Source organism: Citrobacter sp. HN-141 (assembly GCF_033341895.1).
Taxonomy (GTDB): domain Bacteria; phylum Pseudomonadota; class Gammaproteobacteria; order Enterobacterales; family Enterobacteriaceae; genus Citrobacter.
In genome coordinates this window covers 293,640-314,754 of record NZ_JAWPBF010000003.1, presented here as the reverse complement: position 1 = coordinate 314,754, position 21,115 = coordinate 293,640, and the positions used below count along the sequence as shown (strand labels likewise).

The 21,115-nt window shown below is 52.9% G+C and carries 24 protein-coding genes and 1 pseudogene; 7 read left to right on the top strand and 18 right to left on the bottom strand.

What is annotated here, in order from left to right:
* The 9 genes from RYZ59_RS06090 to fkpA all read right to left on the bottom strand — a co-directional run.
* On the bottom strand, window positions 1-311 hold a 311-nt coding region (locus tag RYZ59_RS06090; protein WP_000031691.1), incomplete at its 3' end, for a GTP-binding protein.
* A 69-nt stretch (window positions 312-380) separates the two neighbouring features.
* Complete coding sequence (gene fusA, locus RYZ59_RS06085; RefSeq protein WP_003023659.1) at window positions 381-2,495, bottom strand: elongation factor G; 2,115 nt, start codon at window positions 2,493-2,495, stop codon at window positions 381-383.
* A gap of 96 nt (window positions 2,496-2,591) precedes the next feature.
* Entirely contained in the window at window positions 2,592-3,062 is a 471-nt protein-coding gene (gene rpsG, locus RYZ59_RS06080; RefSeq protein WP_016154763.1) for a 30S ribosomal protein S7, read from the bottom strand.
* Between the two features lie 95 nt (window positions 3,063-3,157).
* A complete protein-coding gene (gene rpsL, locus RYZ59_RS06075; protein ID WP_003023654.1) occupies window positions 3,158-3,532 on the bottom strand; it encodes a 30S ribosomal protein S12 in 375 nt (124 codons plus the stop codon).
* Between the two features lie 125 nt (window positions 3,533-3,657).
* A complete protein-coding gene (gene tusB / locus RYZ59_RS06070; RefSeq protein WP_202037586.1) occupies window positions 3,658-3,945 on the bottom strand; it encodes a sulfurtransferase complex subunit TusB in 288 nt (95 codons plus the stop codon).
* A 7-nt stretch (window positions 3,946-3,952) separates the two neighbouring features.
* Complete coding sequence (gene tusC / locus RYZ59_RS06065; RefSeq protein ID WP_202037585.1) at window positions 3,953-4,312, bottom strand: sulfurtransferase complex subunit TusC; 360 nt, start codon at window positions 4,310-4,312, stop codon at window positions 3,953-3,955.
* Complete coding sequence (tusD, locus tag RYZ59_RS06060; protein ID WP_005121677.1) at window positions 4,312-4,698, bottom strand: sulfurtransferase complex subunit TusD; 387 nt, start codon at window positions 4,696-4,698, stop codon at window positions 4,312-4,314. Before tusD ends, tusC begins: the two co-directional genes overlap by 1 nt.
* On the bottom strand, window positions 4,698-5,420 hold the full coding sequence (locus tag RYZ59_RS06055) for a transcriptional regulator (RefSeq protein WP_003023643.1): 723 nt from the start codon (window positions 5,418-5,420) through the stop codon (window positions 4,698-4,700). Before RYZ59_RS06055 ends, tusD begins: the two co-directional genes overlap by 1 nt.
* 167 nt (window positions 5,421-5,587) lie before the next feature.
* The gene (gene fkpA, locus RYZ59_RS06050) at window positions 5,588-6,406 is read right to left on the bottom strand and encodes an FKBP-type peptidyl-prolyl cis-trans isomerase (RefSeq protein WP_137381131.1); all 819 of its coding nucleotides are present in this window, start codon (window positions 6,404-6,406) and stop codon (window positions 5,588-5,590) included.
* Between the two features lie 231 nt (window positions 6,407-6,637).
* Here fkpA and RYZ59_RS06045 point away from each other — a divergent pair, with 231 nt between their 5' ends.
* Complete coding sequence (locus RYZ59_RS06045) at window positions 6,638-6,856, top strand: protein SlyX (protein ID WP_003023639.1); 219 nt, start codon at window positions 6,638-6,640, stop codon at window positions 6,854-6,856.
* Between the two features lie 197 nt (window positions 6,857-7,053).
* Here the strand turns inward: RYZ59_RS06045 and slyD are convergent, their stop codons facing one another.
* From slyD to kefG, 4 genes are all read right to left on the bottom strand, one after another.
* Window positions 7,054-7,659, bottom strand: a complete 606-nt coding sequence (gene slyD / locus RYZ59_RS06040; protein ID WP_003023634.1) for a peptidylprolyl isomerase — start codon at window positions 7,657-7,659, stop codon at window positions 7,054-7,056.
* A gap of 94 nt (window positions 7,660-7,753) precedes the next feature.
* Window positions 7,754-7,954: a YheV family putative zinc ribbon protein gene (locus tag RYZ59_RS06035; protein WP_005121675.1), complete on the bottom strand. Its 201-nt coding sequence runs from the start codon at window positions 7,952-7,954 to the stop codon at window positions 7,754-7,756.
* Between the two features lie 9 nt (window positions 7,955-7,963).
* Window positions 7,964-9,769: a glutathione-regulated potassium-efflux system protein KefB gene (kefB, locus tag RYZ59_RS06030; protein WP_318045247.1), complete on the bottom strand. Its 1,806-nt coding sequence runs from the start codon at window positions 9,767-9,769 to the stop codon at window positions 7,964-7,966.
* Window positions 9,769-10,320 carry a glutathione-regulated potassium-efflux system ancillary protein KefG gene (gene kefG, locus RYZ59_RS06025; protein WP_137381147.1) on the bottom strand — a complete coding sequence of 184 codons (552 nt, stop codon included), beginning with the start codon at window positions 10,318-10,320 and terminating at the stop codon, window positions 9,769-9,771. Before kefG ends, kefB begins: the two co-directional genes overlap by 1 nt.
* A gap of 132 nt (window positions 10,321-10,452) precedes the next feature.
* Here kefG and RYZ59_RS06020 point away from each other — a divergent pair, with 132 nt between their 5' ends.
* The 4 genes and pseudogenes from RYZ59_RS06020 to RYZ59_RS06005 all read left to right on the top strand — a co-directional run bounded on the left by RYZ59_RS06020 (window position 10,453) and on the right by RYZ59_RS06005 (window position 14,722).
* Window positions 10,453-12,354 carry an ABC transporter ATP-binding protein gene (locus RYZ59_RS06020; RefSeq protein ID WP_318045250.1) on the top strand — a complete coding sequence of 634 codons (1,902 nt, stop codon included), beginning with the start codon at window positions 10,453-10,455 and terminating at the stop codon, window positions 12,352-12,354.
* Window positions 12,355-12,515: 161 nt separating this feature from the next.
* Window positions 12,516-13,584, top strand: a pseudogene (locus RYZ59_RS06015) (hydrolase).
* Window positions 13,581-13,799, top strand: coding sequence for a YheU family protein (locus RYZ59_RS06010; RefSeq protein WP_202037580.1), 219 nt, complete (start codon window positions 13,581-13,583; stop codon window positions 13,797-13,799). Before RYZ59_RS06015 ends, RYZ59_RS06010 begins: the two are co-directional and overlap by 4 nt.
* Window positions 13,800-13,852: 53 nt before the next feature.
* Window positions 13,853-14,722 (top strand): phosphoribulokinase, encoded by an 870-nt coding sequence (locus tag RYZ59_RS06005; RefSeq protein WP_318045257.1) that lies wholly within the window; start codon window positions 13,853-13,855, stop codon window positions 14,720-14,722.
* A gap of 98 nt (window positions 14,723-14,820) precedes the next feature.
* Here the strand turns inward: RYZ59_RS06005 and RYZ59_RS06000 are convergent, their stop codons facing one another.
* A complete protein-coding gene (locus tag RYZ59_RS06000; RefSeq protein WP_202037578.1) occupies window positions 14,821-15,225 on the bottom strand; it encodes an OsmC family protein in 405 nt (134 codons plus the stop codon).
* 308 nt (window positions 15,226-15,533) lie between these two features.
* On the opposite strand from RYZ59_RS06000, the gene crp reads away from it, so the two are divergent.
* The gene (crp, locus tag RYZ59_RS05995) at window positions 15,534-16,166 is read left to right on the top strand and encodes a cAMP-activated global transcriptional regulator CRP (protein WP_000242758.1); all 633 of its coding nucleotides are present in this window, start codon (window positions 15,534-15,536) and stop codon (window positions 16,164-16,166) included.
* A gap of 51 nt (window positions 16,167-16,217) precedes the next feature.
* Window positions 16,218-18,305: a YccS/YhfK family putative transporter gene (locus RYZ59_RS05990; RefSeq protein WP_318045653.1), complete on the top strand. Its 2,088-nt coding sequence runs from the start codon at window positions 16,218-16,220 to the stop codon at window positions 18,303-18,305.
* Window positions 18,306-18,395: 90 nt separating this feature from the next.
* Here the strand turns inward: RYZ59_RS05990 and argD are convergent, their stop codons facing one another.
* The 4 genes from argD to RYZ59_RS05970 all read right to left on the bottom strand — a co-directional run bounded on the left by argD (window position 18,396) and on the right by RYZ59_RS05970 (window position 21,053).
* Entirely contained in the window at window positions 18,396-19,613 is a 1,218-nt protein-coding gene (gene argD / locus RYZ59_RS05985) for a bifunctional acetylornithine/succinyldiaminopimelate transaminase (RefSeq protein ID WP_318045260.1), read from the bottom strand.
* 85 nt (window positions 19,614-19,698) lie between these two features.
* On the bottom strand, window positions 19,699-20,262 hold the full coding sequence (pabA, locus tag RYZ59_RS05980) for an aminodeoxychorismate synthase component 2 (protein ID WP_137381138.1): 564 nt from the start codon (window positions 20,260-20,262) through the stop codon (window positions 19,699-19,701).
* A gap of 31 nt (window positions 20,263-20,293) precedes the next feature.
* Window positions 20,294-20,896, bottom strand: coding sequence for a putative adenosine monophosphate-protein transferase Fic (locus tag RYZ59_RS05975; protein ID WP_202037575.1), 603 nt, complete (start codon window positions 20,894-20,896; stop codon window positions 20,294-20,296).
* On the bottom strand, window positions 20,886-21,053 hold the full coding sequence (locus RYZ59_RS05970; protein WP_137381140.1) for a YhfG family protein: 168 nt from the start codon (window positions 21,051-21,053) through the stop codon (window positions 20,886-20,888). The genes RYZ59_RS05975 and RYZ59_RS05970 overlap by 11 nt, the downstream gene beginning before the upstream one ends.
* Window positions 21,054-21,115: the final 62 nt, after the last annotated feature.

Sequence of the window (21,115 nt, the reverse complement as noted above, 5' to 3'; positions counted from 1 at the left end):
AGGATCGCGCCGTCCATCTGCGCAGCACCGGTGATCATGTTTTTAACATAGTCGGCGTGGCCCGGGCAGTCTACGTGCGCGTAGTGGCGAGTCGGGGTGTCATATTCAACGTGAGAGGTGTTGATGGTGATACCACGAGCTTTTTCTTCCGGAGCGTTATCGATCTGGTCGAAAGCACGAGCAGCACCGCCGTAGGTTTTAGCCAGTACGGTGGTGATTGCAGCGGTCAGGGTAGTTTTACCGTGGTCAACGTGGCCGATGGTGCCGACGTTAACGTGCGGTTTTGTACGTTCAAATTTTTCTTTAGACACGGCTATATTCCTTACTATAGTGCTCTCCCCTTTGGAGAGAGCACGGGACTTAGGTTTTAATCCTGTGGCTTATTTACCACGGGCTTCAATAACGGCCTGAGCAACGTTGTTCGGCGCATCGTCGTACTTCAGGAACTCCATGGAGTAAGAAGCACGGCCTTTGGTCAGAGAACGCAGCTGGGTTGCATATCCGAACATTTCAGACAGCGGAACTTCAGCATGGATAACAACGCCAGTGACGTTGGATTCCTGACCACGAAGCATACCACGACGGCGGCTCAAGTCACCGATAACGTCACCGGTGTTCTCTTCCGGAGTCTCTACTTCAACCTTCATGATAGGCTCAAGCAGAACTGGTTTCGCTTTCTTAAAGCCATCTTTGAAGGCGATAGAAGCGGCCAGTTTAAACGCCAGCTCAGAGGAGTCAACGTCATGGTAAGAACCGAAGTGCAGACGCACGCCCAGATCAACAACCGGGTAACCCGCCAGCGGGCCAGATTTCAGCTGTTCCTGGATGCCTTTATCAACGGCCGGGATGTATTCGCCAGGAATTACACCACCTTTGATGTCGTTGATGAACTCGTAGCCTTTCGGGTTTGAACCCGGCTCCAGCGGGTACATGTCGATAACAACATGACCGTACTGACCGCGACCACCAGACTGCTTAGCGTGTTTACCTTCGATATCGGTAACTTTCGCACGAATCGCTTCGCGGTAAGCAACCTGAGGTTTACCGACGTTCGCTTCAACGTTGAATTCACGCTTCATACGGTCAACGATGATGTCGAGGTGCAGCTCACCCATACCGGCGATAATAGTCTGGTTAGATTCTTCATCAGTCCATACACGGAAAGACGGGTCTTCTTTAGCCAGACGGCCCAGAGCCAGACCCATTTTTTCCTGGTCAGCTTTGGTTTTCGGTTCAACTGCGATGGAGATTACCGGCTCAGGGAATTCCATACGTTCCAGAATGATCGGGTGATCCGGGTCACACAGGGTGTCACCAGTGGTCACGTCTTTCAGACCGATTGCAGCCGCGATATCGCCCGCGCGAACTTCTTTGATCTCTTCACGTTTGTTAGCGTGCATCTGTACGATACGGCCAAAACGTTCACGTGCAGTTTTCACTGAGTTCAGGATGGTGTCACCGGAGTTAACCACACCAGAGTACACACGGAAGAAGGTCAGGTTACCCACGAACGGGTCGGTAGCGATTTTGAATGCCAGAGCAGCAAACGGCTCGTCATCGCTAGCATGACGCTCAGCAGGAGTATCTTTACCGTCGTCCAGAATACCGTTGATCGCAGGTACGTCTACTGGGGATGGCAGGTAATCAATTACCGCATCCAGCATCGCCTGAACACCTTTGTTCTTGAACGCAGAACCACAGGTTACCAGGATGATTTCGTTGTTCAGAACGCGCTGACGCAGAGCTTTTTTGATCTCTTCTTCAGTCAGTTCTTCGCCACCCAGGTATTTCTCCATCAGCTCTTCTGAAGCTTCCGCAGCGGACTCGATCAGGTTCTGGTGCCATTCTTCAGCCAGTTCCTGCATGTCAGCCGGAATATCTTCATAAGTGAAGGTTACGCCTGCATCTTCTTCGTTCCAGTTGATGGCTTTCATTTTCACCAGGTCAACAACACCGGTGAACGCTTCTTCAGCGCCAATTGCCAGCTGCAGCGGAACAGGGTTCGCGCCCAGACGGGTTTTGATCTGACCAACAACTTTCAGGAAGTTCGCACCCATACGGTCCATTTTGTTAACGAACGCAATGCGCGGAACTTTATATTTGTTTGCCTGACGCCATACGGTTTCAGACTGAGGCTGAACACCACCAACTGCGCAGTAAACCATTACTGCACCATCAAGCACACGCATGGAACGTTCTACTTCGATAGTGAAGTCAACGTGCCCCGGGGTGTCGATGATGTTTACGCGATGCGGTTCATACTGCTTAGCCATACCAGACCAGAATGCAGTAGTCGCTGCGGAGGTGATAGTAATACCACGCTCCTGCTCCTGCTCCATCCAGTCCATGGTGGCTGCGCCGTCATGAACTTCACCGATTTTGTGGTTTACACCGGTGTAGAACAGAATACGTTCGGTAGTAGTGGTTTTACCGGCGTCGATGTGCGCACTGATACCAATGTTACGGTAGCGCGCGATGGGTGTTGTACGAGCCATTTGATTCCTCGTTTATCTTTTAGGCGTTCAATTTAAGTAGCCCAAAGCGGGCTGCTTACTAGAAGCGCCCGCCTGGTGACTAAAACTCCGAAGGGATTACCAACGGTAGTGTGCGAACGCCTTGTTGGCTTCTGCCATACGGTGAACGTCTTCACGTTTCTTAACTGCAGTACCTTTGTTTTCTGCAGCATCAGAAAGTTCGTTCGCCAGGCGCAGAGCCATGGATTTATCACCGCGTTTACGAGCAGCTTCAACGATCCAACGCATTGCCAGGGCATTACGACGAACCGGACGGACTTCAACTGGAACCTGATAAGTAGAACCACCAACGCGGCGAGACTTAACTTCGACAGTCGGACGCACGTTTTCAAGGGCTACTTCAAAAGCTTCCAGGCCATCTTTACCAGAACGCTGAGCCAGGGTCTCCAGCGCGCTGTATACGATGGTTTCTGCAGTAGATTTTTTACCATCTACCATCAGGATATTTACAAATTTAGCCAGCAGCTCTGATCCGAACTTAGGATCCGGCAGAATTTTACGCTGACCAATGACGCGACGACGTGGCATGGGAATACTCCGTTGTTAATTCAGGATTGTCCAAAACTCTACGAGTTTAGTTTGACATTAATATAAAACGTTTGGCCTTACTTAACGGAGAACCATTAAGCCTTAGGACGTTTCACGCCATACTTGGAGCGTGATTGCTTACGGTCTTTAACACCGGAGCAGTCAAGCGCACCGCGAACGGTGTGGTAACGAACACCCGGGAGGTCTTTTACACGACCGCCACGGATCAGGATCACGGAGTGCTCCTGCAGGTTGTGACCTTCACCACCGATGTAGGAAGTCACTTCAAAACCGTTAGTCAAACGCACACGGCATACTTTACGCAGTGCGGAGTTTGGTTTTTTAGGAGTGGTAGTATATACACGAGTACATACGCCACGTTTCTGCGGGCATGCTTCCAGTGCAGGCACGTTGCTCTTTGCAACTTTGCGTGCGCGTGGTTTGCGTACCAGCTGGTTAACTGTTGCCATTAAATAGCTCCTGGTTGTAGCTTTCGCTTCGTAAACACGTAATAAAACGACCTCATACAATATGAGGACGCAGAATTTTAGGTCGGTGTCGAAAAGGTGTCAAGAAATATACAACGATCCCACAATTACCAGGACATCTGGCTGGGATGCTTCACCGTAAGTCTGACGAAGTCAGTATAGCCAACCCTGACGACACTGTCTGAAATTTGACCACCCAACCCGCGAGCTTTAATGTCTTCTTCCAGTACATAGACCTTAATGGAGGCATTTTGCAGACTTTCAAGGAAACGACTGCCTTCTATTGCTGCAGTGACGCCATCCTGAAGCAGTAAAAGCTCGTCATCTTCAGCAATCAGACGCAGGAGGGAGGAGAAGTCGGTTAGCCACGCAGAGCGATGTAAAATATGCAGCATAAGAGCCTCAAAACCTCAAAATGACGTCATAGTTGCCAAGCTCACGACGCAAATCTTCCGGTTCAAGCGCCGTCGCATCAACCACAAAACTCGCCCCCTCTGCAAGGCCTCGCTCACGCAATGAGGCCGCACAAAGCCAGCATTGTTCTATATCGTACAATCCTAACAGTTTAAAAGTCGCGATATAGTCTCGCGCCAGAACGACATCCGGTTGTTGCCCCTGGAGGATCTGGAAGACACCATCACCGATAAAGAACACGCCGAGATCTTCCGTTAATGCAGATGTCGCCAGTAAAGCATCCAGTCCTTCGCGACCGGATGCGCTGCCGTGCGGCACAGTAGAAAAAACAAAGGCAACACGTTTCATTAAAACTGCACCACGCGATCGCACGTCAGGGATGCTTCAGCCAGCGATCCAAGACCGCTGAGAGTAAATCCTGACTGTAAATTAGCACCAGACAACCCTAGCCGTGTTGCCTCAGTCTCATCAACAACACCACGCCGCAAGGCTGCCGCAACACAGATATTCAGCGCCACACCATGCTGCTGGTGAAGCTTTTGCCAGGCTCGCACTAAATCAAATTCATCACTGGCGGGCGATGTCAGAACGTTCGCGTTATACACGCCCTCACGATAAAAGAAGACGCTACACAATTCGTGTCCTTCTTCGAGTAGCGCATGCGCAAATTGCAATGCGCTACTCGCTTGCTGTGTGCCGTAGGCGGGCCCGGTTACCATGATGGCAAAACGCATTACTTATCTTGCCCCTGGAAATCACCGCTTTTGAACTGGCGAATATAGAGGTAGACCGTGTGCTTGGAGATGTTCAGACGATCGGCAACCTGATTGATCGCATCTTTAATATCGAAGATCCCTTTCTCATACAGATTCAGGACGATCTGACGATTCTTGGCATTGTTGGAGACGTTACGATCGGCGTTCACTTCTTCAATGGTGAACTCCAGCGTCTGGGTCACCAGATCTTCGACTGAGGACGCGAAGTTCACGGCTGATCCCACTTCCGGGGTCTCCGGCGGGATAAAGGTATTCATTATCTGCGAGAAAGGGACATCAAGGTTCATGTTGATGCACAGCAGACCAATCACGCGATGCTCACGGTTGCGAATGGCAATCGTCACCGACTTCATCAAGACACCGCTTTTCGCGCGTGTGAAATAACACTTCGACACGCTGCTATCCGCACCCGTCATATCATGCAGCATACGCAATGCAAGGTCGGTAATCGGCGAGCCAATTTTACGGCCCGTGTGTTCACCGTTAGCGATGCGAATGGCCGAGCATTTCAAATCCTGCAAAGAGTGCAATACGATTTCACAATGGGAACCAATGAGCATCGCCAACCCGTCCACAACCGCTTCATAGGATTTAAGGATATCGAAGTCGGTTTGATCGAAAGGACGTTGATCCAGTAAATCTAGCTCACTGGTTTCGTTGGTTAAAAGCGACCTGGACATGAAAAAAAGCACTCCTTTTCAGGAGCCTGTCGTTATGTTGTCAGGGCAGGCTCATCACTATTATAGGGGCATCTAAAGTAATACAGCGCACAAGGCGCTTTCCAGTATTAATTATATCCTGCCGATAATAAAAAACCGCCGCCCTGTGGGCGGCGGTTTCTAATCATTTACTTTTTGCTGCTGTCTGCAGCTTTATCAGCCGGTGCAGCATCTGGCTTCGCATCTGCTTTCGGTGCCGGTTTGATATCTAACAGTTCAACATCAAAGACCAGCGTGGAGTTTGCCGGAATGCCCGGAACGCCCGTTTTACCGTATGCCAGATCCGGTGGGATAACCAGCTGGATTTTGCCGCCTTTCTTGATGTTTTTCAGGCCTTCAGTCCAGCCTGGAATAACACCGTCAAGACGGAAAGAGAGCGGCTCACCACGGGTGTAAGAGTTATCAAACTCTTTACCATCGATCAGCGTACCTTTGTAGTTCACAACCACCGTATCGCTGTCTTTCGGTGCTTCACCGGTACCTTCTTTCTCTACTTTGTAGACCAGGCCAGTAGCAGAGGTTTTAACGCCTTTCTCTTTAGCAAATTTCTCGCGGTAAACTTTACCTTTGGCTTCGTTGTCAGCCGCGTCTTTTTCCATTTTCGCCTGAGCGGAGCTCTTCACGCGAGCTTCAAACCCCTGCAGAGTTTGTTCGATTTCCTGGTCAGACAGTTTGCTCTTATCTGCAAACGCATCCTGAACACCCGCGATCAACTGATCTTTATCCAGTTTGATGCCCAGTTTTTCCTGTTCTTTTAGGGAGTTTTCCATGTAACGACCCAGGGACGCGCCCAGCGCGTAAGCGGCTTTTTGGTCGTCATTTTTGAATGCTGCTTTGCTGTCAGCGGTAGCGGCTGGTTTCGCAGCATCAGCAGCGAAGGTGATCGGGGCATGCAGTGCAACGGCCATTGTGGTCGCCAGCAGCGTTACTTTAAACAGTGATTTCATCCATCTCTCCAGGGCCGGGGCATCTCACCCCAGGGTTAGCTAACATAAAAACGTACTATAAAGCGTTGTAGAACAAATCAACATACAGGCACGCCCTATTATCACCACTTTTCAGACACTTTTTGTTTAAATTAGTTTCGTTGCTGAGGAATGAGTGCTGTGCAAACAGGCAAAGTTAAGTAGAATTCGCCGCAGTCCGCGATCTGCCGGAGAAAACAGAAGAGGTGAATCATGCAGGATACAACGATGGAAACTCGCCTGGCTGAGCTGGAGAGTCGCCTGGCGTTTCAGGAAATAACCATTGAAGAGCTGAACGTAACCGTGACCGCACATGAACTGGAAATGGCCAAACTGCGCGACCATCTGCGTCTGCTGACAGAAAAGCTCAAAGCCACTCAGCCGTCTCATATCGCGTCGCAGTCTGAAGAGACCCCGCCGCCACATTATTGAGACGTAAAAAAAGCGGGGTTTCCCCGCTTTTTTGTGTCCGAAGGCGCTAACGCTTATCGGATCTACTCACATATACCCAAAGGATTTCAAATCACAGCAAGGCGGCAAGCTTGAGGAAGTCCCGGGAGCATAGATAACTATGTGACCGGGATTCGAAAGCGCAGCCAACACCGCTGTGGGTTGAAAGACGAAGGGTATTAGTGGCAACCGCAGCCGCCGCCGTTACCTTTACCGCCACCGCCGCAGCAGCCTTCGCCGCCGTGCTCGTGACCATGGTCGTGGCCGTGACCGCCGCAGCAACCATCGTGACCGTGGTCATGATCGTGGTCGTGACCGTGCGCACCGTGAACGTGGCCGTGGGCCAGCTCTTCTTCGGTCGCTTCACGGATAGCAACAACTTCTACGTTGAATTTCAGATTCTGGCCAGCCAGCATGTGGTTACCGTCAACCACAACGTGGTCGTCTTCCACTTCGGTAATTTCTACCGGTACCGGACCCTGGTCAGTTTCAGCCAGGAAACGCATGCCAACCTGCAGTTCGTCAACGCCCATGAAGACGTCTTTAGGCACGCGCTGCACCAGGTTTTCATCATACTGACCGTAAGCGTCGTTTGCGCCTACAGCAACGTCGAATTTATCGCCAACTTCATGACCGTCCAGCGCTGTTTCCAGGCCAGAAATCAGGGAACCGTGACCATGCAGGTAGTCCAGCGGTGCACTCACCGGAGACTCATCAACCAACACACCGTCTTCTGTACGTACCTGATAGGCCAGGCTGACCACCAGGTCCTTTGCTACTTTCATGATATCTCCTGAGCATGGAAAGAATAGTGGCGCAGATTGTAGCGGAATTCTGCACCCGTGTACCCTCTAGCTTAAAAAAAGCTGCGGCATATCGCTAGTCCGGATGAAAAATCCCGATCACTTGCTCTTCTTTGCGAACGTGCTCGCGGGCCTCTTTATCGGCCTCGCGCATCTGATGACCGCACTTAACACACTCAACAATATCGATATTATTTTCGCGCCACATCGCCAGCGAATCCTGCGCCTGGCAGGACGGACATTTTGCGCCTGCAATAAAACGTTTACGAATTGCCATGGTTATCCTCTACTCAAATTCATCCCAGCCATCCAGCTGGCGCCGTTCTTTCTGCATCTCCCGCTGAAAAATCTCCTCCAGCTCACGCCGGGCCTCTCTGGCACGAGAGATTTGCACCGTATCGGTGTGCATCGGGATCAATTCCCGTAGCATGCGCATATCGAGTCGACGAAAATGCCACTGGGCGCGCTGCGCCTGATGCGGATGCATCCCCAACGACACCAGCGCTTTGCGACCCAGTTCCAGTGCGCTCGAGAAGGTTTCTCGGGAAAACTGCGTGACACCCGCCTGTAATAACTCATGCGCCTCTACACGTCCGCGCGCTCGCGCAAGAATATGCAAATGCGGAAAATGCTGTTGGCACAGTTCCACCAGCTTCATCGTGTCTTCAGGTTCATTGCAGGTGATCACAATAGACTGCGCCGCCTCTGCGCCAGCGGAACGTAAAAGCTCCACCTGCGTGGCGTCACCGTAATAAACCTTATAGCCATATTTACGCATCAGATTCACCGCACTGATATCCCGCTCCAGGACGGTAATACGCATTTTGTTCGCCATCAGCAAACGGCCGATCACCTGACCAAAACGCCCAAACCCCACCACGATAACCTGCGGCTTATCGTCTTCCACCCAGGGCTGTTCAGCTTCCTCATCCGGGCCGTTGAACTGGCGAGAGAGCCATTTATCAATCAGCTTCATCAACAGTGGCGTGGTCATCATCGACAGCGTGACGGTTACCAGCAAAAGTGCCATCTGATCGCCCTGAAACAGCCGCTGGGAAGATGCTGTTGAAAAAAGCACAAAGGCAAATTCTCCGCCCTGGCTTAGCACCCCCGCAAATTGCATCCGCTCCGAGCTTCTCATGCCGTTCAGCCGCGCCAACACATAGAGCACCAGCGTCTTCACGATGACCAGTACTATCACGCTCGCCGCTACCCACAAAATATGGGTGTAAAGCACGCCAAGGTTAAGTGACATCCCCACCGAGATGAAAAATAACCCGAGCAAAAGCCCTTTAAAGGGATCAATCGCCGTTTCCAGTTCATGTCGATATTCGCTTTCCGCCAACAGCACGCCAGCGATAAACGTTCCCAGCGCCATCGACAGGCCCAGCGCATCCATAAATAACGCAGAACCCAATACCAGTAGCAGCGTGGCTGCGGTAAACACTTCCCGCACGCCGGACCCCGCAATAAAGCGAAATACAGGACGCAGCAGATAGCGTCCGCCAATCAACATGCCAGCAAAAGCCAGCACTTTCATGCCCACTTTGATCCAGTCAAAATGCTCATCGGCTGATCCTGCCAACAGCGGAACCAGCGCCAACGCGGGGATCACCGCCAAATCCTGGAACAACAGCACCGAAAAGCCCAGTTGTCCGGATTCACTGCGGTTCATCCCTTTTTCCCGCATCAGCTGTAATGCCATTGCCGTCGATGACATCGCCAAACCAATCCCACCGACTACTGCCGCCTGCCAGGAAAAGTCAGTGAGCATCAATAACCCTGCCAGGACAAGCGCGCTAAGTAACACCTGCGCGGCACCAACACCAAAAATTGAACGCCGCAATTGCCATAGTTTGGCCGGGTTAAGTTCCAGCCCGATGATGAACATCAGGAAGACCACGCCCAGCTCGGAGAAGTGCAGAATTTCATCCACGTCGCTGATGAAGCCAAGTCCCCATGGGCCAATAGCGATCCCCGCCAGCAAATAGCCCAACACCGGCCCAATACCCAGCCGCGATGCCAACGGCACCGCAGCCACCGCCGCGAAGAGGAACAGCACTCCCGCGGTCAATAAATCAGAACCTTCCATCAGCGGCCTCCCACAGGAATCGGATTCGCCAGCCAGTCACCATACGCTTTAGCATGGCTGTCCAGCTCCTGCTTCGTTTGCCGTCTGGCCCAGTAAACGATGATGGGACTCATCCAGTGCATCCGACACATTCCTGCCGTCAGCTCAAAAGGACGTAACACATCACTCATCGGATAGCGGTTCAGCGCGTCATACCGATACGCACTTTCTGGCTCACCAGTGGTGATCACACTCCGCCAGTACTTTCCCGCCAGTTGGTTCCCCCCGGGGCCACTGGCAAACCCACGGCTCAGTACGCGGTCAAGCCACTCCTTTAGCAGGGCCGGGCAGCTATAGGTATAGAGCGGATGCTGAAAAACAATCACGTCATGCTCACGCAACAGTTCCTGTTCGTGCGAAATATCGATAAAAAAATCGGGATAGTGCGCGTAAAGATCGTGCACGGTAACATTACTGAGCTGCATGGCCGGTTTAAGCAGAACCCGGTTCGCGACCGAGTCCTGAGATTCCGGATGGGCATACAGCAGCAACACTTTCGCTGGCTGGGACATCATCCCCCTCCCGGTTTTGTCTTTTGTCTATTTTCAGCGTTTTGGGCTACCATTGCGCCTCGGTGCGGCAAACGGCCCACACATTACATTATCATAATGATAAATTAACATAGTCTGAACATACGGCGCCTTATGATTGTTTTCTCATCGTTACAAATTCGTCGCGGCGTGCGCGTCTTGCTGGACAATGCCACGGCCACCATTAATCCTGGGCAGAAGGTTGGCCTGGTGGGTAAAAATGGCTGCGGTAAATCTACCCTGCTGGCATTGCTGAAAAATGAAATCAGCGCTGACGCCGGCGGATTTACGTTTCCGGGAAACTGGCAACTCGCATGGGTGAATCAGGAAACGCCTGCGTTACCACAGCCAGCGCTGGAATACGTGATTGATGGCGACCGCGAATATCGTCAACTGGAAGCCCAGTTAAACGATGCCAACGAACGTAACGATGGACACGCCATTGCCACCGTACACGGAAAGCTGGACGCCATAGACGCCTGGACCATTCGCTCACGCGCGGCCAGCCTGCTGCACGGTCTCGGTTTCTCTAACGAGCAGCTCGACCGCCCGGTCAGCGATTTCTCCGGTGGCTGGCGTATGCGTCTCAACCTGGCCCAGGCGCTGATTTGCCGTTCAGACCTGCTGCTGCTCGATGAACCCACCAACCACCTCGATCTTGACGCGGTAATCTGGCTGGAAAGATGGTTGAAAAGCTATCAGGGCACACTGATTTTGATTTCCCACGACCGGGACTTCCTCGATCCGGTGGTGGATAAAATTATTCATATCGAACAGCAAACCATGTTCGAGTACACCGGCAACTACAGCGCGTTTGAAATCCAGCGTGCGACCCGCCTCGCGCAGCAACAGGCAATGTACGAGAGCCAGCAGGAGCGCGTGGCGCATCTGCAAAGCTATATCGATCGTTTCCGCGCGAAAGCAACCAAGGCAAAACAGGCGCAGAGCCGTATCAAAATGCTGGAGCGCATGGAGCTTATCGCGCCAGCCCATGTCGATAACCCGTTCCATTTCAGCTTCCGTGAACCGGAAAGCCTGCCTAACCCGCTGCTGAAAATGGAAAAAGTGAGTGCTGGCTACGGCGATCGCACAATCCTCGACTCCATCAAACTGAATCTGGTGCCGGGTTCTCGCATCGGCCTGTTAGGGCGCAACGGTGCGGGTAAATCCACGCTGATCAAGCTGCTGGCAGGCGAACTGGCCCCCATCAGCGGCGAGATTGGCCTGGCGAAAGGCATCAAACTGGGCTACTTCGCACAGCACCAGCTGGAGTTTTTACGCGCCGATGAATCACCCATTCAGCATCTGGCACGCATGGCGCCGCAAGAGCTGGAGCAGAAACTGCGTGACTACCTGGGTGGATTCGGCTTCCAGGGCGATAAAGTCAGCGAAGAGACACGCCGCTTCTCCGGTGGCGAAAAAGCGCGTCTGGTGCTGGCGTTGATCGTCTGGCAGCGCCCGAATCTGCTGCTGCTCGATGAACCGACCAACCACCTGGACCTGGATATGCGTCAGGCGCTGACCGAGGCGCTGATCGATTTTGAAGGCGCGCTGGTTGTCGTCTCGCACGACCGTCACCTGATCCGCTCCACCACAGACGACCTCTATCTGGTACACGACAAGAAAGTCGAGCCGTTTGACGGCGATCTGGAGGATTATCAGCAGTGGCTGAGTGATGTCCAGAAACAGGAAAATCAGGGCGACGAACCAGCGAAAGAGAGCGTTAACAGTGCCCAGGCACGTAAAGACCAGAAGCGTCGTGAAGCGGAACTGCGCACCCTGACACAACCCTTGCGTAAAGAGATTACCCGTCTGGAAAAAGAGATGGAGAAACTACACGCGCTACTGGCACAGGCTGAAGAGAAGCTCGGTGATAGCGAACTGTACGACCAAAGCCGTAAAGCTGAGCTCACGGCATGTCTGCAACAGCAGGCCAGTGCGAAATCCGGGCTGGAAGAGTGTGAAATGGCCTGGCTGGATGCGCAGGAACAGCTTGAGCAGATGCTGGCTGAGTAGCCCTGATTGCCGGATAAGGCGAAGCTGCCATCCGGCACCGGAGCCGAAAATGCCTGATGGCGACGTTCGCGCGTCTTATCAGGCCTACGTTTCGGTCCAGGCTCGCGTAACCGGCTAACTGACTGGCGACAAAATCACATATTGGCTAACCCGCACGCGCTGTGCGCGGTATAGTTACTCTTTCCGATTATTAATTGCTCTGGTGTTATGGTTGAAATCACGTCCACAGAAATGACCCCGCCTAACGACGATTCGCGAGAATTCCGCCCGATGCGCGGTATCAGTAACCGTCATCTACAGACGATGCTGCCGCGTTTAATACGCCGTAAGGTGAAGTTCGACGCCTACTGGCAGCGTCTGGAATTACCCGATGGTGACTTTGTCGATCTGGCATGGAGTGAAGATCCACAGCAGGCCAGGCATAAGCCGCGCCTGGTGGTTTTTCACGGTCTGGAAGGAAGCCTGAACAGCCCGTACGCCCACGGTCTGATTGAAGCGGCGCAAAAGCGCGGCTGGCTCGGCGTGGTGATGCATTTTCGCGGCTGCAGCGGCGAACCCAATCGCCTGAACCGCATTTATCACTCTGGTGAAACAGAAGACGGCACCTGGTTTTTACACTGGCTGGAGCGCGAGTTTGGACGCGTTCCAACCGCTGCAGTAGGTTATTCGCTCGGCGGCAATATGCTGGCCTGCCTGCTGGCAAAAGAGGGCACCGACATTCCAATTGATGCGGCGGTTATCGTCTCTGCGCCATTCGTGCTGGAAGCCTGTAGTTATCATATGGAGACCGGTTTCTCCCGCGTCTATCAGCGCTACCTGCTCAATCTGTTAAAAGCCAATGCCTCACGTAAGCTCGAGGCCTATCCGGGTTCGCTGCCGGTGAGTCTGGCCCAGTTGAAGTCCCTGCGTCGTATTCGCGATTTCGACGATTTGATCACGGCTAAAATCCACGGTTTTGCTGATGCTATAGATTACTATCGTCAGTGTAGCGCCATGCCGCTGCTCAATCAGATAGCCAAACCGACGCTGATTATCCACGCCAAAGACGATCCGTTTATGGACAGTCATGTCATCCCGCAACCCGAGAATCTGCCCCCGCAGGTGGAGTATCAACTCACCGAGCACGGTGGACACGTCGGATTTATTGGCGGCACGTTACGTCGCCCTGAGATGTGGCTGGAATCGCGTATTCCAGACTGGCTGACAACATATCTGGAGGCATCATCATGATGATTCCCTGGCAAGACATCTCCCCGGACGCGCTGGATAACCTGATTGAAAGCTTTGTCTTGCGCGAAGGCACCGATTATGGTGAACATGAACGCTCGCTCGAACAAAAAGTCGCCGACGTCAAACGCCAACTACAATCAGGTGAAGCTGTGCTGGTATGGTCCGAACTGCATGAAACGGTCAACATAATGCCGAGGAAACAGCTTCACGAGTAACCTGCTGCCGTTGGCCGACTATAATAAAAACCCAACCTATTTATGGAGTTGTTATGTCTGCCAAACATCCGGTGATTGCGGTAACAGGATCCAGCGGCGCGGGGACCACCACCACCAGCCTCGCGTTTCGTAAAATTTTCGCGCAGTTAAATCTGCGCGCTGCCGAGGTGGAAGGCGACAGTTTTCACCGCTATACCCGTCCGGAAATGGACATGGCGATCCGTAAAGCGCGGGATGCCGGGCGGCACATCAGCTATTTTGGCCCCGAAGCCAACGACTTCGGCCTGCTGGAACAAACCTTCAGCGAGTACGGCCAGACCGGCAAAGGCCAGTCACGAAAATATCTGCACACCTACGATGAAGCCGTACCGTGGAATCAGGTTCCGGGGACGTTTACTCCGTGGCAGCCGCTGCCTGAACCGACGGACGTCTTATTCTATGAAGGCCTGCACGGCGGCGTGGTGACACCGCAGCAAAACGTGGCACGGCATGTTGATCTGCTGGTCGGCGTGGTGCCGATCGTCAACCTCGAGTGGATCCAGAAACTCACCCGCGACACCAGCGAGCGTGGACATTCCCGTGAAGCGGTAATGGACTCGGTGGTGCGCTCCATGGACGATTACATCAATTACATCACGCCGCAGTTTTCCCGGACGCATATTAACTTCCAGCGCGTACCGACCGTCGATACTTCCAATCCCTTTGCCGCTAAAAGCATTCCATCACTGGATGAAAGCTTTGTCGTGATTCATTTTCGTAATCTGGAAGGGATCGATTATCCCTGGCTACTGGCCATGCTGCAGGGCTCATTCATTTCCCATATCAATACGTTAGTCGTGCCGGGTGGAAAAATGGGTCTGGCGATGGAATTGATCATGCTGCCATTGGTCCAGCGATTGATGGAAGGTAAAAAGATAGAGTGATGTATGGGATGTGCCCGATGGCGCTACGCTTATCGGGCCTGCGAGTCGGTATCGTTATGTAGGCCGGATAAGGCTACGCCACCATCCGGCATCATGTGTTAAGCAGCAATCACTTCATAGGAATGGGTGATATTCACCGCTTTTTCCAGCATCAACGCCACAGAGCAATATTTCTCAGCAGAAAGATCAACCGCCCGAGACACAGACGCATCTTTCAGGTCGCGACCCGTCACGATGAAATGCAGATTGATGTGGGTAAACAGACGCGGTGCTTCTTCACGGCGCTCAGAGGTGAGCTTCACTTCGCAGTTGGTGACATCCTGGCGTCCCTTTTGCAGAATGGACACGACATCAATGGCGCTACACCCCCCTGCCGCCATTAACACCATTTCCATCGGGCTCGGCGCTTTATCACCGGAGTTACCGTCCATCAAGATTTGGTGGCCAGAGGCGGACTCACCGAGGAAGGTTAACCCCTCAACCCACTTTACACGCGCTTGCATATTTCGTAACTCCAATGTTTCAATTTTCCTGACAGATTACGCGTACATAACAATTCTCGCAATGTAAGGCGACCTGCGTCATGCTGAAGCGAGACACCAGGAGACACACGGCGAAAGCTATGCTAAAACAGTCAGGATGCTACAGTAATACATTGACGTACTGCATGTATGCAGAGGACATCACATTACAGGCTGCAATCTATTTTTAGCAGCCCCCTTCCCAGGTAGCGGGAAGCACATTTTTGCAACCCCAGAGACAGCGTCGTGTTCTGGCTCTGGAGACAGCTTATAACAGAGGATAACCGCGCATGGTGCTTGGCAAACCGCAAACAGACCCGACTCTCGAATGGTTCTTGTCTCATTGCCATATTCATAAGTACCCATCGAAGAGCACGCTGATTCACCAGGGTGAAAAAGCGGAAACGTTGTATTACATCGTTAAAGGCTCAGTGGCAGTGCTGATCAAAGATGAAGAAGGGAAAGAAATGATCCTCTCTTATCTGAATCAGGGCGATTTCATTGGTGAATTAGGCCTGTTTGAAGAAGGCCAGGAACGTAGCGCCTGGGTACGTGCCAAAACCGCATGTGAAGTCGCTGAAATTTCATACAAAAAATTTCGCCAATTAATCCAGGTCAACCCGGATATTCTGATGCGCCTGTCTTCTCAGATGGCTCGTCGTCTGCAGGTAACGTCTGAAAAAGTAGGCAACCTTGCCTTCCTCGACGTAACTGGTCGTATCGCCCAGACTCTGCTGAATCTGGCGAAACAGCCTGACGCAATGACCCACCCGGACGGCATGCAGATTAAAATCACCCGTCAGGAAATTGGCCAGATCGTTGGCTGTTCCCGTGAAACCGTTGGTCGTATCCTGAAAATGCTGGAAGATCAGAACCTGATCTCCGCGCATGGTAAGACCATCGTCGTCTACGGCACGCGTTAATCCCATCGACATGGCGTGTTACGTCGTAATGCGCCATTTTTGTTTGCTCCGATGTGGCGAAGACTGATTTATCACCCCGAGATCAACTACGCACTACGACAGACGCTGGTGCTATGTTTACCTGTGGCTGTCGGTCTTATCATTGGTCAGCTTCATCTGGGGCTCTTATTTTCCCTCGTCCCTGCCTGCTGCAATATTGCGGGTCTTGATACCCCACATAAGCGCTTTTTCAAACGCTTAGTGATTGGCGCGTCGCTGTTTGCCGGCTGCAGCCTGATAATGCAGTTACTGCTGGCACAGACTATACCCCTGCCGCTGATCCTCACCGGCCTGACGCTGATTCTCGGTGTGACCGCCGAGCTAAGCCCGTTGCATGCGCGACTTCTGCCCGCCTCGCTGATCGCGGCGATTTTCACACTGAGTCTGGCCGGCAACATGCCGGTCTGGGAACCGCTGCTGATCTACGCGCTGGGGACAGTATGGTACGGCCTGTTTAACTGGTTCTGGTTCTGGATGTGGCGTGAACAACCGCTGCGCGAATCACTCAGTTTGTTGTACCGCGAATTAGCCGATTACTGTGAGGCCAAATACAGCATGTTGACCCAGCATGCCGATCCCGAAAAAGCGCTACCGCCCCTGCTGGTCCGTCAACAAAAAGCCGTGGATCTGATTACCCAGTGCTACCAGCAAATGCACATGCTGTCGGCACATCACAATAATGAATACAAACGACTGCTACGTGCCTTTCAGGAGGCGCTCGATTTACAGGAACATATTTCCGTTAGCCTGCACCAGCCCGAAGAAGTGCAAAAACTGGTTGAGCGTAGCCACGCCGAACAGGTGATTCGCTGGAACGCGCGTACCGTCGCCGAACGCCTTCGGGTACTGGCCGATGATATTTTGTATCACCGTTTGCCAACCCGTTTCTCGATGGAAAAGCAGATCGGCACCCTGGAGAAGATTGCCCGGCAGCACCCGGATAACCCGGTGGGACAATTTTGCTACTGGCATTTCAGCCGCATTGCCCGTGTACTGCGTACCCAACGCCCACTGTATGCCCGGGATTTGATGGCTGATAAACAGCGTCGATTACCGTTAATTCCTGCACTGAAAAACTACCTGTCGTTGAAATCACCGGCGCTGCGTAACGCCGGACGCATCAGCGTCATGTTGAGTATCGCAAGCCTGATGGGTAGCGCTTTGCACCTGCCAAAACCTTACTGGATCCTGATGACGGTACTGTTCGTCACGCAAAATGGCTACGGCGCAACCCGGGTGCGTATTTTACACCGCTCGGTGGGCACGCTTGTCGGACTGGTCATTGCCGGCGTCACGTTGCACTTTCATATTCCTGAGGGCTTCACGCTGGCGGCTATGCTGCTGATAACCCTGGTGAGCTATCTGATCATCCGTAAAAACTACGGCTGGGCTACCGTGGGCTTTACGGTCACAGCGGTATATACCCTACAGTTACTCACGTTGAATGGGGAACAGTTTATCGTGCCCCGGTTTGTCGACACCGTAATCGGCTGTTTGATCGCCTTTGGCGGTACGCTCTGGCTGTGGCCGCAATGGCAGAGTGGTTTACTACGTAAGAACGCTCACGATGCGCTAGGAGCAGATCAAGAAGCCATCCGCCTAATCCTCAGCAACGATCCGCAGGCCACGCCGTTGGCGTATCAGCGCATGCGGGTCAATCAGGCGCAAAACACGCTGTTTAACTCCTTAAACCAGGCCATGCAGGAACCCGGGTTTAACTCGCACTATCTGGCAGATATGAAACTGTGGGTTACGCACAGCCAGTTCATCGTCGAGCACATCAATGCAATGACTACCCTGGCAAGGGAGCACACGATGTTGACGCCGGATCTGGCGCAGCGGTATCTGGAATCCTGCGAAATTGCGCTCCAGCGCTGTCAACAGCGGCTGGAATATGACGGACCGGGAAGTTCTGGCGATGTGAATATTCTCGAATCACCAGAGATGCTCTCGCACGGTCCATTAAGTACGCTTGAGCAGCATCTGCAACGGATTCTGGGGCATCTTAATACCATGCACACCATCTCTTCTGTTGCCTGGCGCCAGCGACCGCACCACGGTATCTGGCTTAGCAGGCGGTTACGGGATATGAAGGGTTAAGAGATTTGCCGGATGCGCTACGCTTATCCGGCCTACGAATCACACCCTACCCTGTAGGCCGGATAAGGCGCTCGCGCCGCCATCCGGCAATCAGCCCACCACCTTCGCTACCGCTTGGGCAAAACGCTGCATCCCTTCGTCGATATCAGCCTGTTCTACCACCAGCGACGGCGCAAAACGCATCACGTCCGGCCCGGCATTCAGCACCATCACCCCTTCGTGCGCAGCAGCGTAGAGGAAATCACGCGCCCGGCCTTTAAACTGCGGCTTCAACTCAGCGCCAATCAACAGCCCCATGCCGCGAATATCGCTGAAAATATCAAACTGCTGATCAATTTTCTGCAAATGCTGCACAAAGGCATGACGTTTGGCCTGAATACCTTCCAGCACTTCCGGGGTGTTAATGATATCGAACGCCGCTCCTGCAACCGCGCAGGCCAGCGGGTTCCCGCCGTAGGTCGAACCGTGCGAGCCAACATGGAACGCGGAGGCTATCTCCAGCGTCGTCAGTACCGCGCTCACCGGGAAACCACCGCCGAGGGCTTTGGCGCTGGTGAGGATATCCGGCGTCACGCCGTAGTGCATATAGGCAAACAAATCGCCGGTACGCCCCATCCCACTCTGCACTTCGTCAAATACCAGCAACGCCTGGTGCTGATCGCAGAGTTCGCGCAAACCTTGCAGGAATTCCGGCGTTGCCGCAGTGACACCGCCCTCACCCTGAATGGGCTCAACCACCACCGCGCAGGTGTGGTCGTCCATCACCGCTTTGACCGCATGCAGATCGTTAAACGGTACATGGATAATATCCGCGGGCTTTGGTCCAAAGCCGTCAGAGTATTTCGGCTGCCCGCCGACAGAAACGGTAAACAGTGAACGACCGTGAAACGCATTATGGAAGGCAATAATCTTGGTTTTGAACGGGCTATGACGCACGCAGGCATAGTGCCGCGCCAGCTTAAAGGCGGTTTCGTTAGCTTCGGTACCAGAGTTCATGAACAACACGCGTTCGGCGAAAGTGGCATCAATGATTTTGCGACCTAAACGCAACGCTGGTTCATTGGTGAACACGTTACTGGTATGCCACAGAGTTTCACCCTGGGTTTTTAATGCCTCGACCAGTGCCGGATGGCAATGCCCTAACGCGGTCACTGCAATGCCGCCCGCGAAATCAACGTACTCTTTACCCTGCTGATCCCAGACTCGACTTCCTTTCCCCTTTACCGGGATAAACTCTGCCGGTGCATAAATCGGCAGAATCACTTCATCGAATGTTGCGCGCGTAATTGCAGTTTGTTCAGTTGCCATGTCATTACCACCCTGTTAAGCAGAAATGCTAGTGAAATTATAATCACAAAATATGAATAAAAAATCACTGAATAGCAACCCTAAATCACCGGTTAAGGAAATTAGCCAGCAGCTGATGTCCCTGTTCGCTGAGGATGCTCTCCGGGTGAAATTGCACCCCTTCCATATCCCACTCCCGGTGACGAATGCCCATAATCTCCTGCGTTTCACTCCACGCCGTCACTTCAAAGCACTCAGGCAACGTCTCAGGCGCGACCACCAACGAATGGTAGCGCGTCACCGTTAGCGGGTTTGCCAATCCCTGAAAAACACCTTGCCCGGTATGCGTAATGGGTGAAGTCTTACCGTGCATCACTTTCGCCGCCCGCACAACGGTCGCGCCAAAGGCTTGTGCCATTGCCTGATGGCCCAGACAAACGCCCAGCATAGGGATCTTACCCGCATAATGGCGAATGACATCCAGCGAGATGCCCGCATCATCCGGCGTGCATGGCCCCGGGGAAATGACGATTTTCTGCGGATTCAGCGCATCAATTTGCGCCAGCGTCAGCGCGTCGTTGCGTCTGACAAGGACATCTGCGCCCAGTTCGCAGAAGTATTGATACAGGTTCCAGGTAAAAGAATCGTAGTTATCGATAAGCAGGATCATGGCGGCTCCGGTACAGAAGAACCGCGCTATTCTACTCAGTTTCCAGGGCTTCGCTTACCACTTTACGAAATATCGCTTGCAGTGCGGACAGGTCCCCCATGGCGCCACTTTGATTTGCCTGGTTCCACTCCTCAACCTGAATGCCCTCCCAGTTGAGTATATACCCGGCATGAATCGCCAACTGTTCGAAGAAAATACGCTGCGCCAGACCACTGCCGATGCGAAACGGGTGCAGCACGTTAATTTCACAGTAGTAGTGTGCGAGGCGGTCCACAAACTTTTCTTGCGGCAATCCCACCAGCCAGGACTCGTCTTCCAGGTCCTGCATCAACACGTTGCCCTCTTTCTCTATCCAGGCAAAATGGCAGAAAGGTGTGTCGCCCTGATAAATATCCACTTCGCGTAGCTTGCCAGCCCAGTCGAAAATATCCTGATAAAGCTGGCGATGAATAGCGCACAGGTAGGGTAAACCACGAACTAACGGCCCCAGTTCAATCGTGGCAGCACGCAGCGCCGTCAATTCATAAGCTGCCTGCGCCAGACGCTGTGCCTGATGAACCCCCAGCCGGTTACGCATAACGTTCAGCCCAGGATACAAATAGGGGTCACGTCCATCACCGAATTTATCGCTCATAGTGCCTCCGCAATTCTTCAAGCCGCGCCAGGGCGTCTTCAGCGCTCAGAGTAACCCGTGGAATATCCACGCCTTCCAGTCGCCGGCTTGCCTGGAAATTGGCATTTCGCAGCTGCGCCCAGAGCCTGGACTTTTGTTTATCGGTGAGTTTTTTCACGTGACCTCCCTGAATGAGCTGACACTTGCCACAAGTATAAGCAGCAATTTCGGGTTACGCAG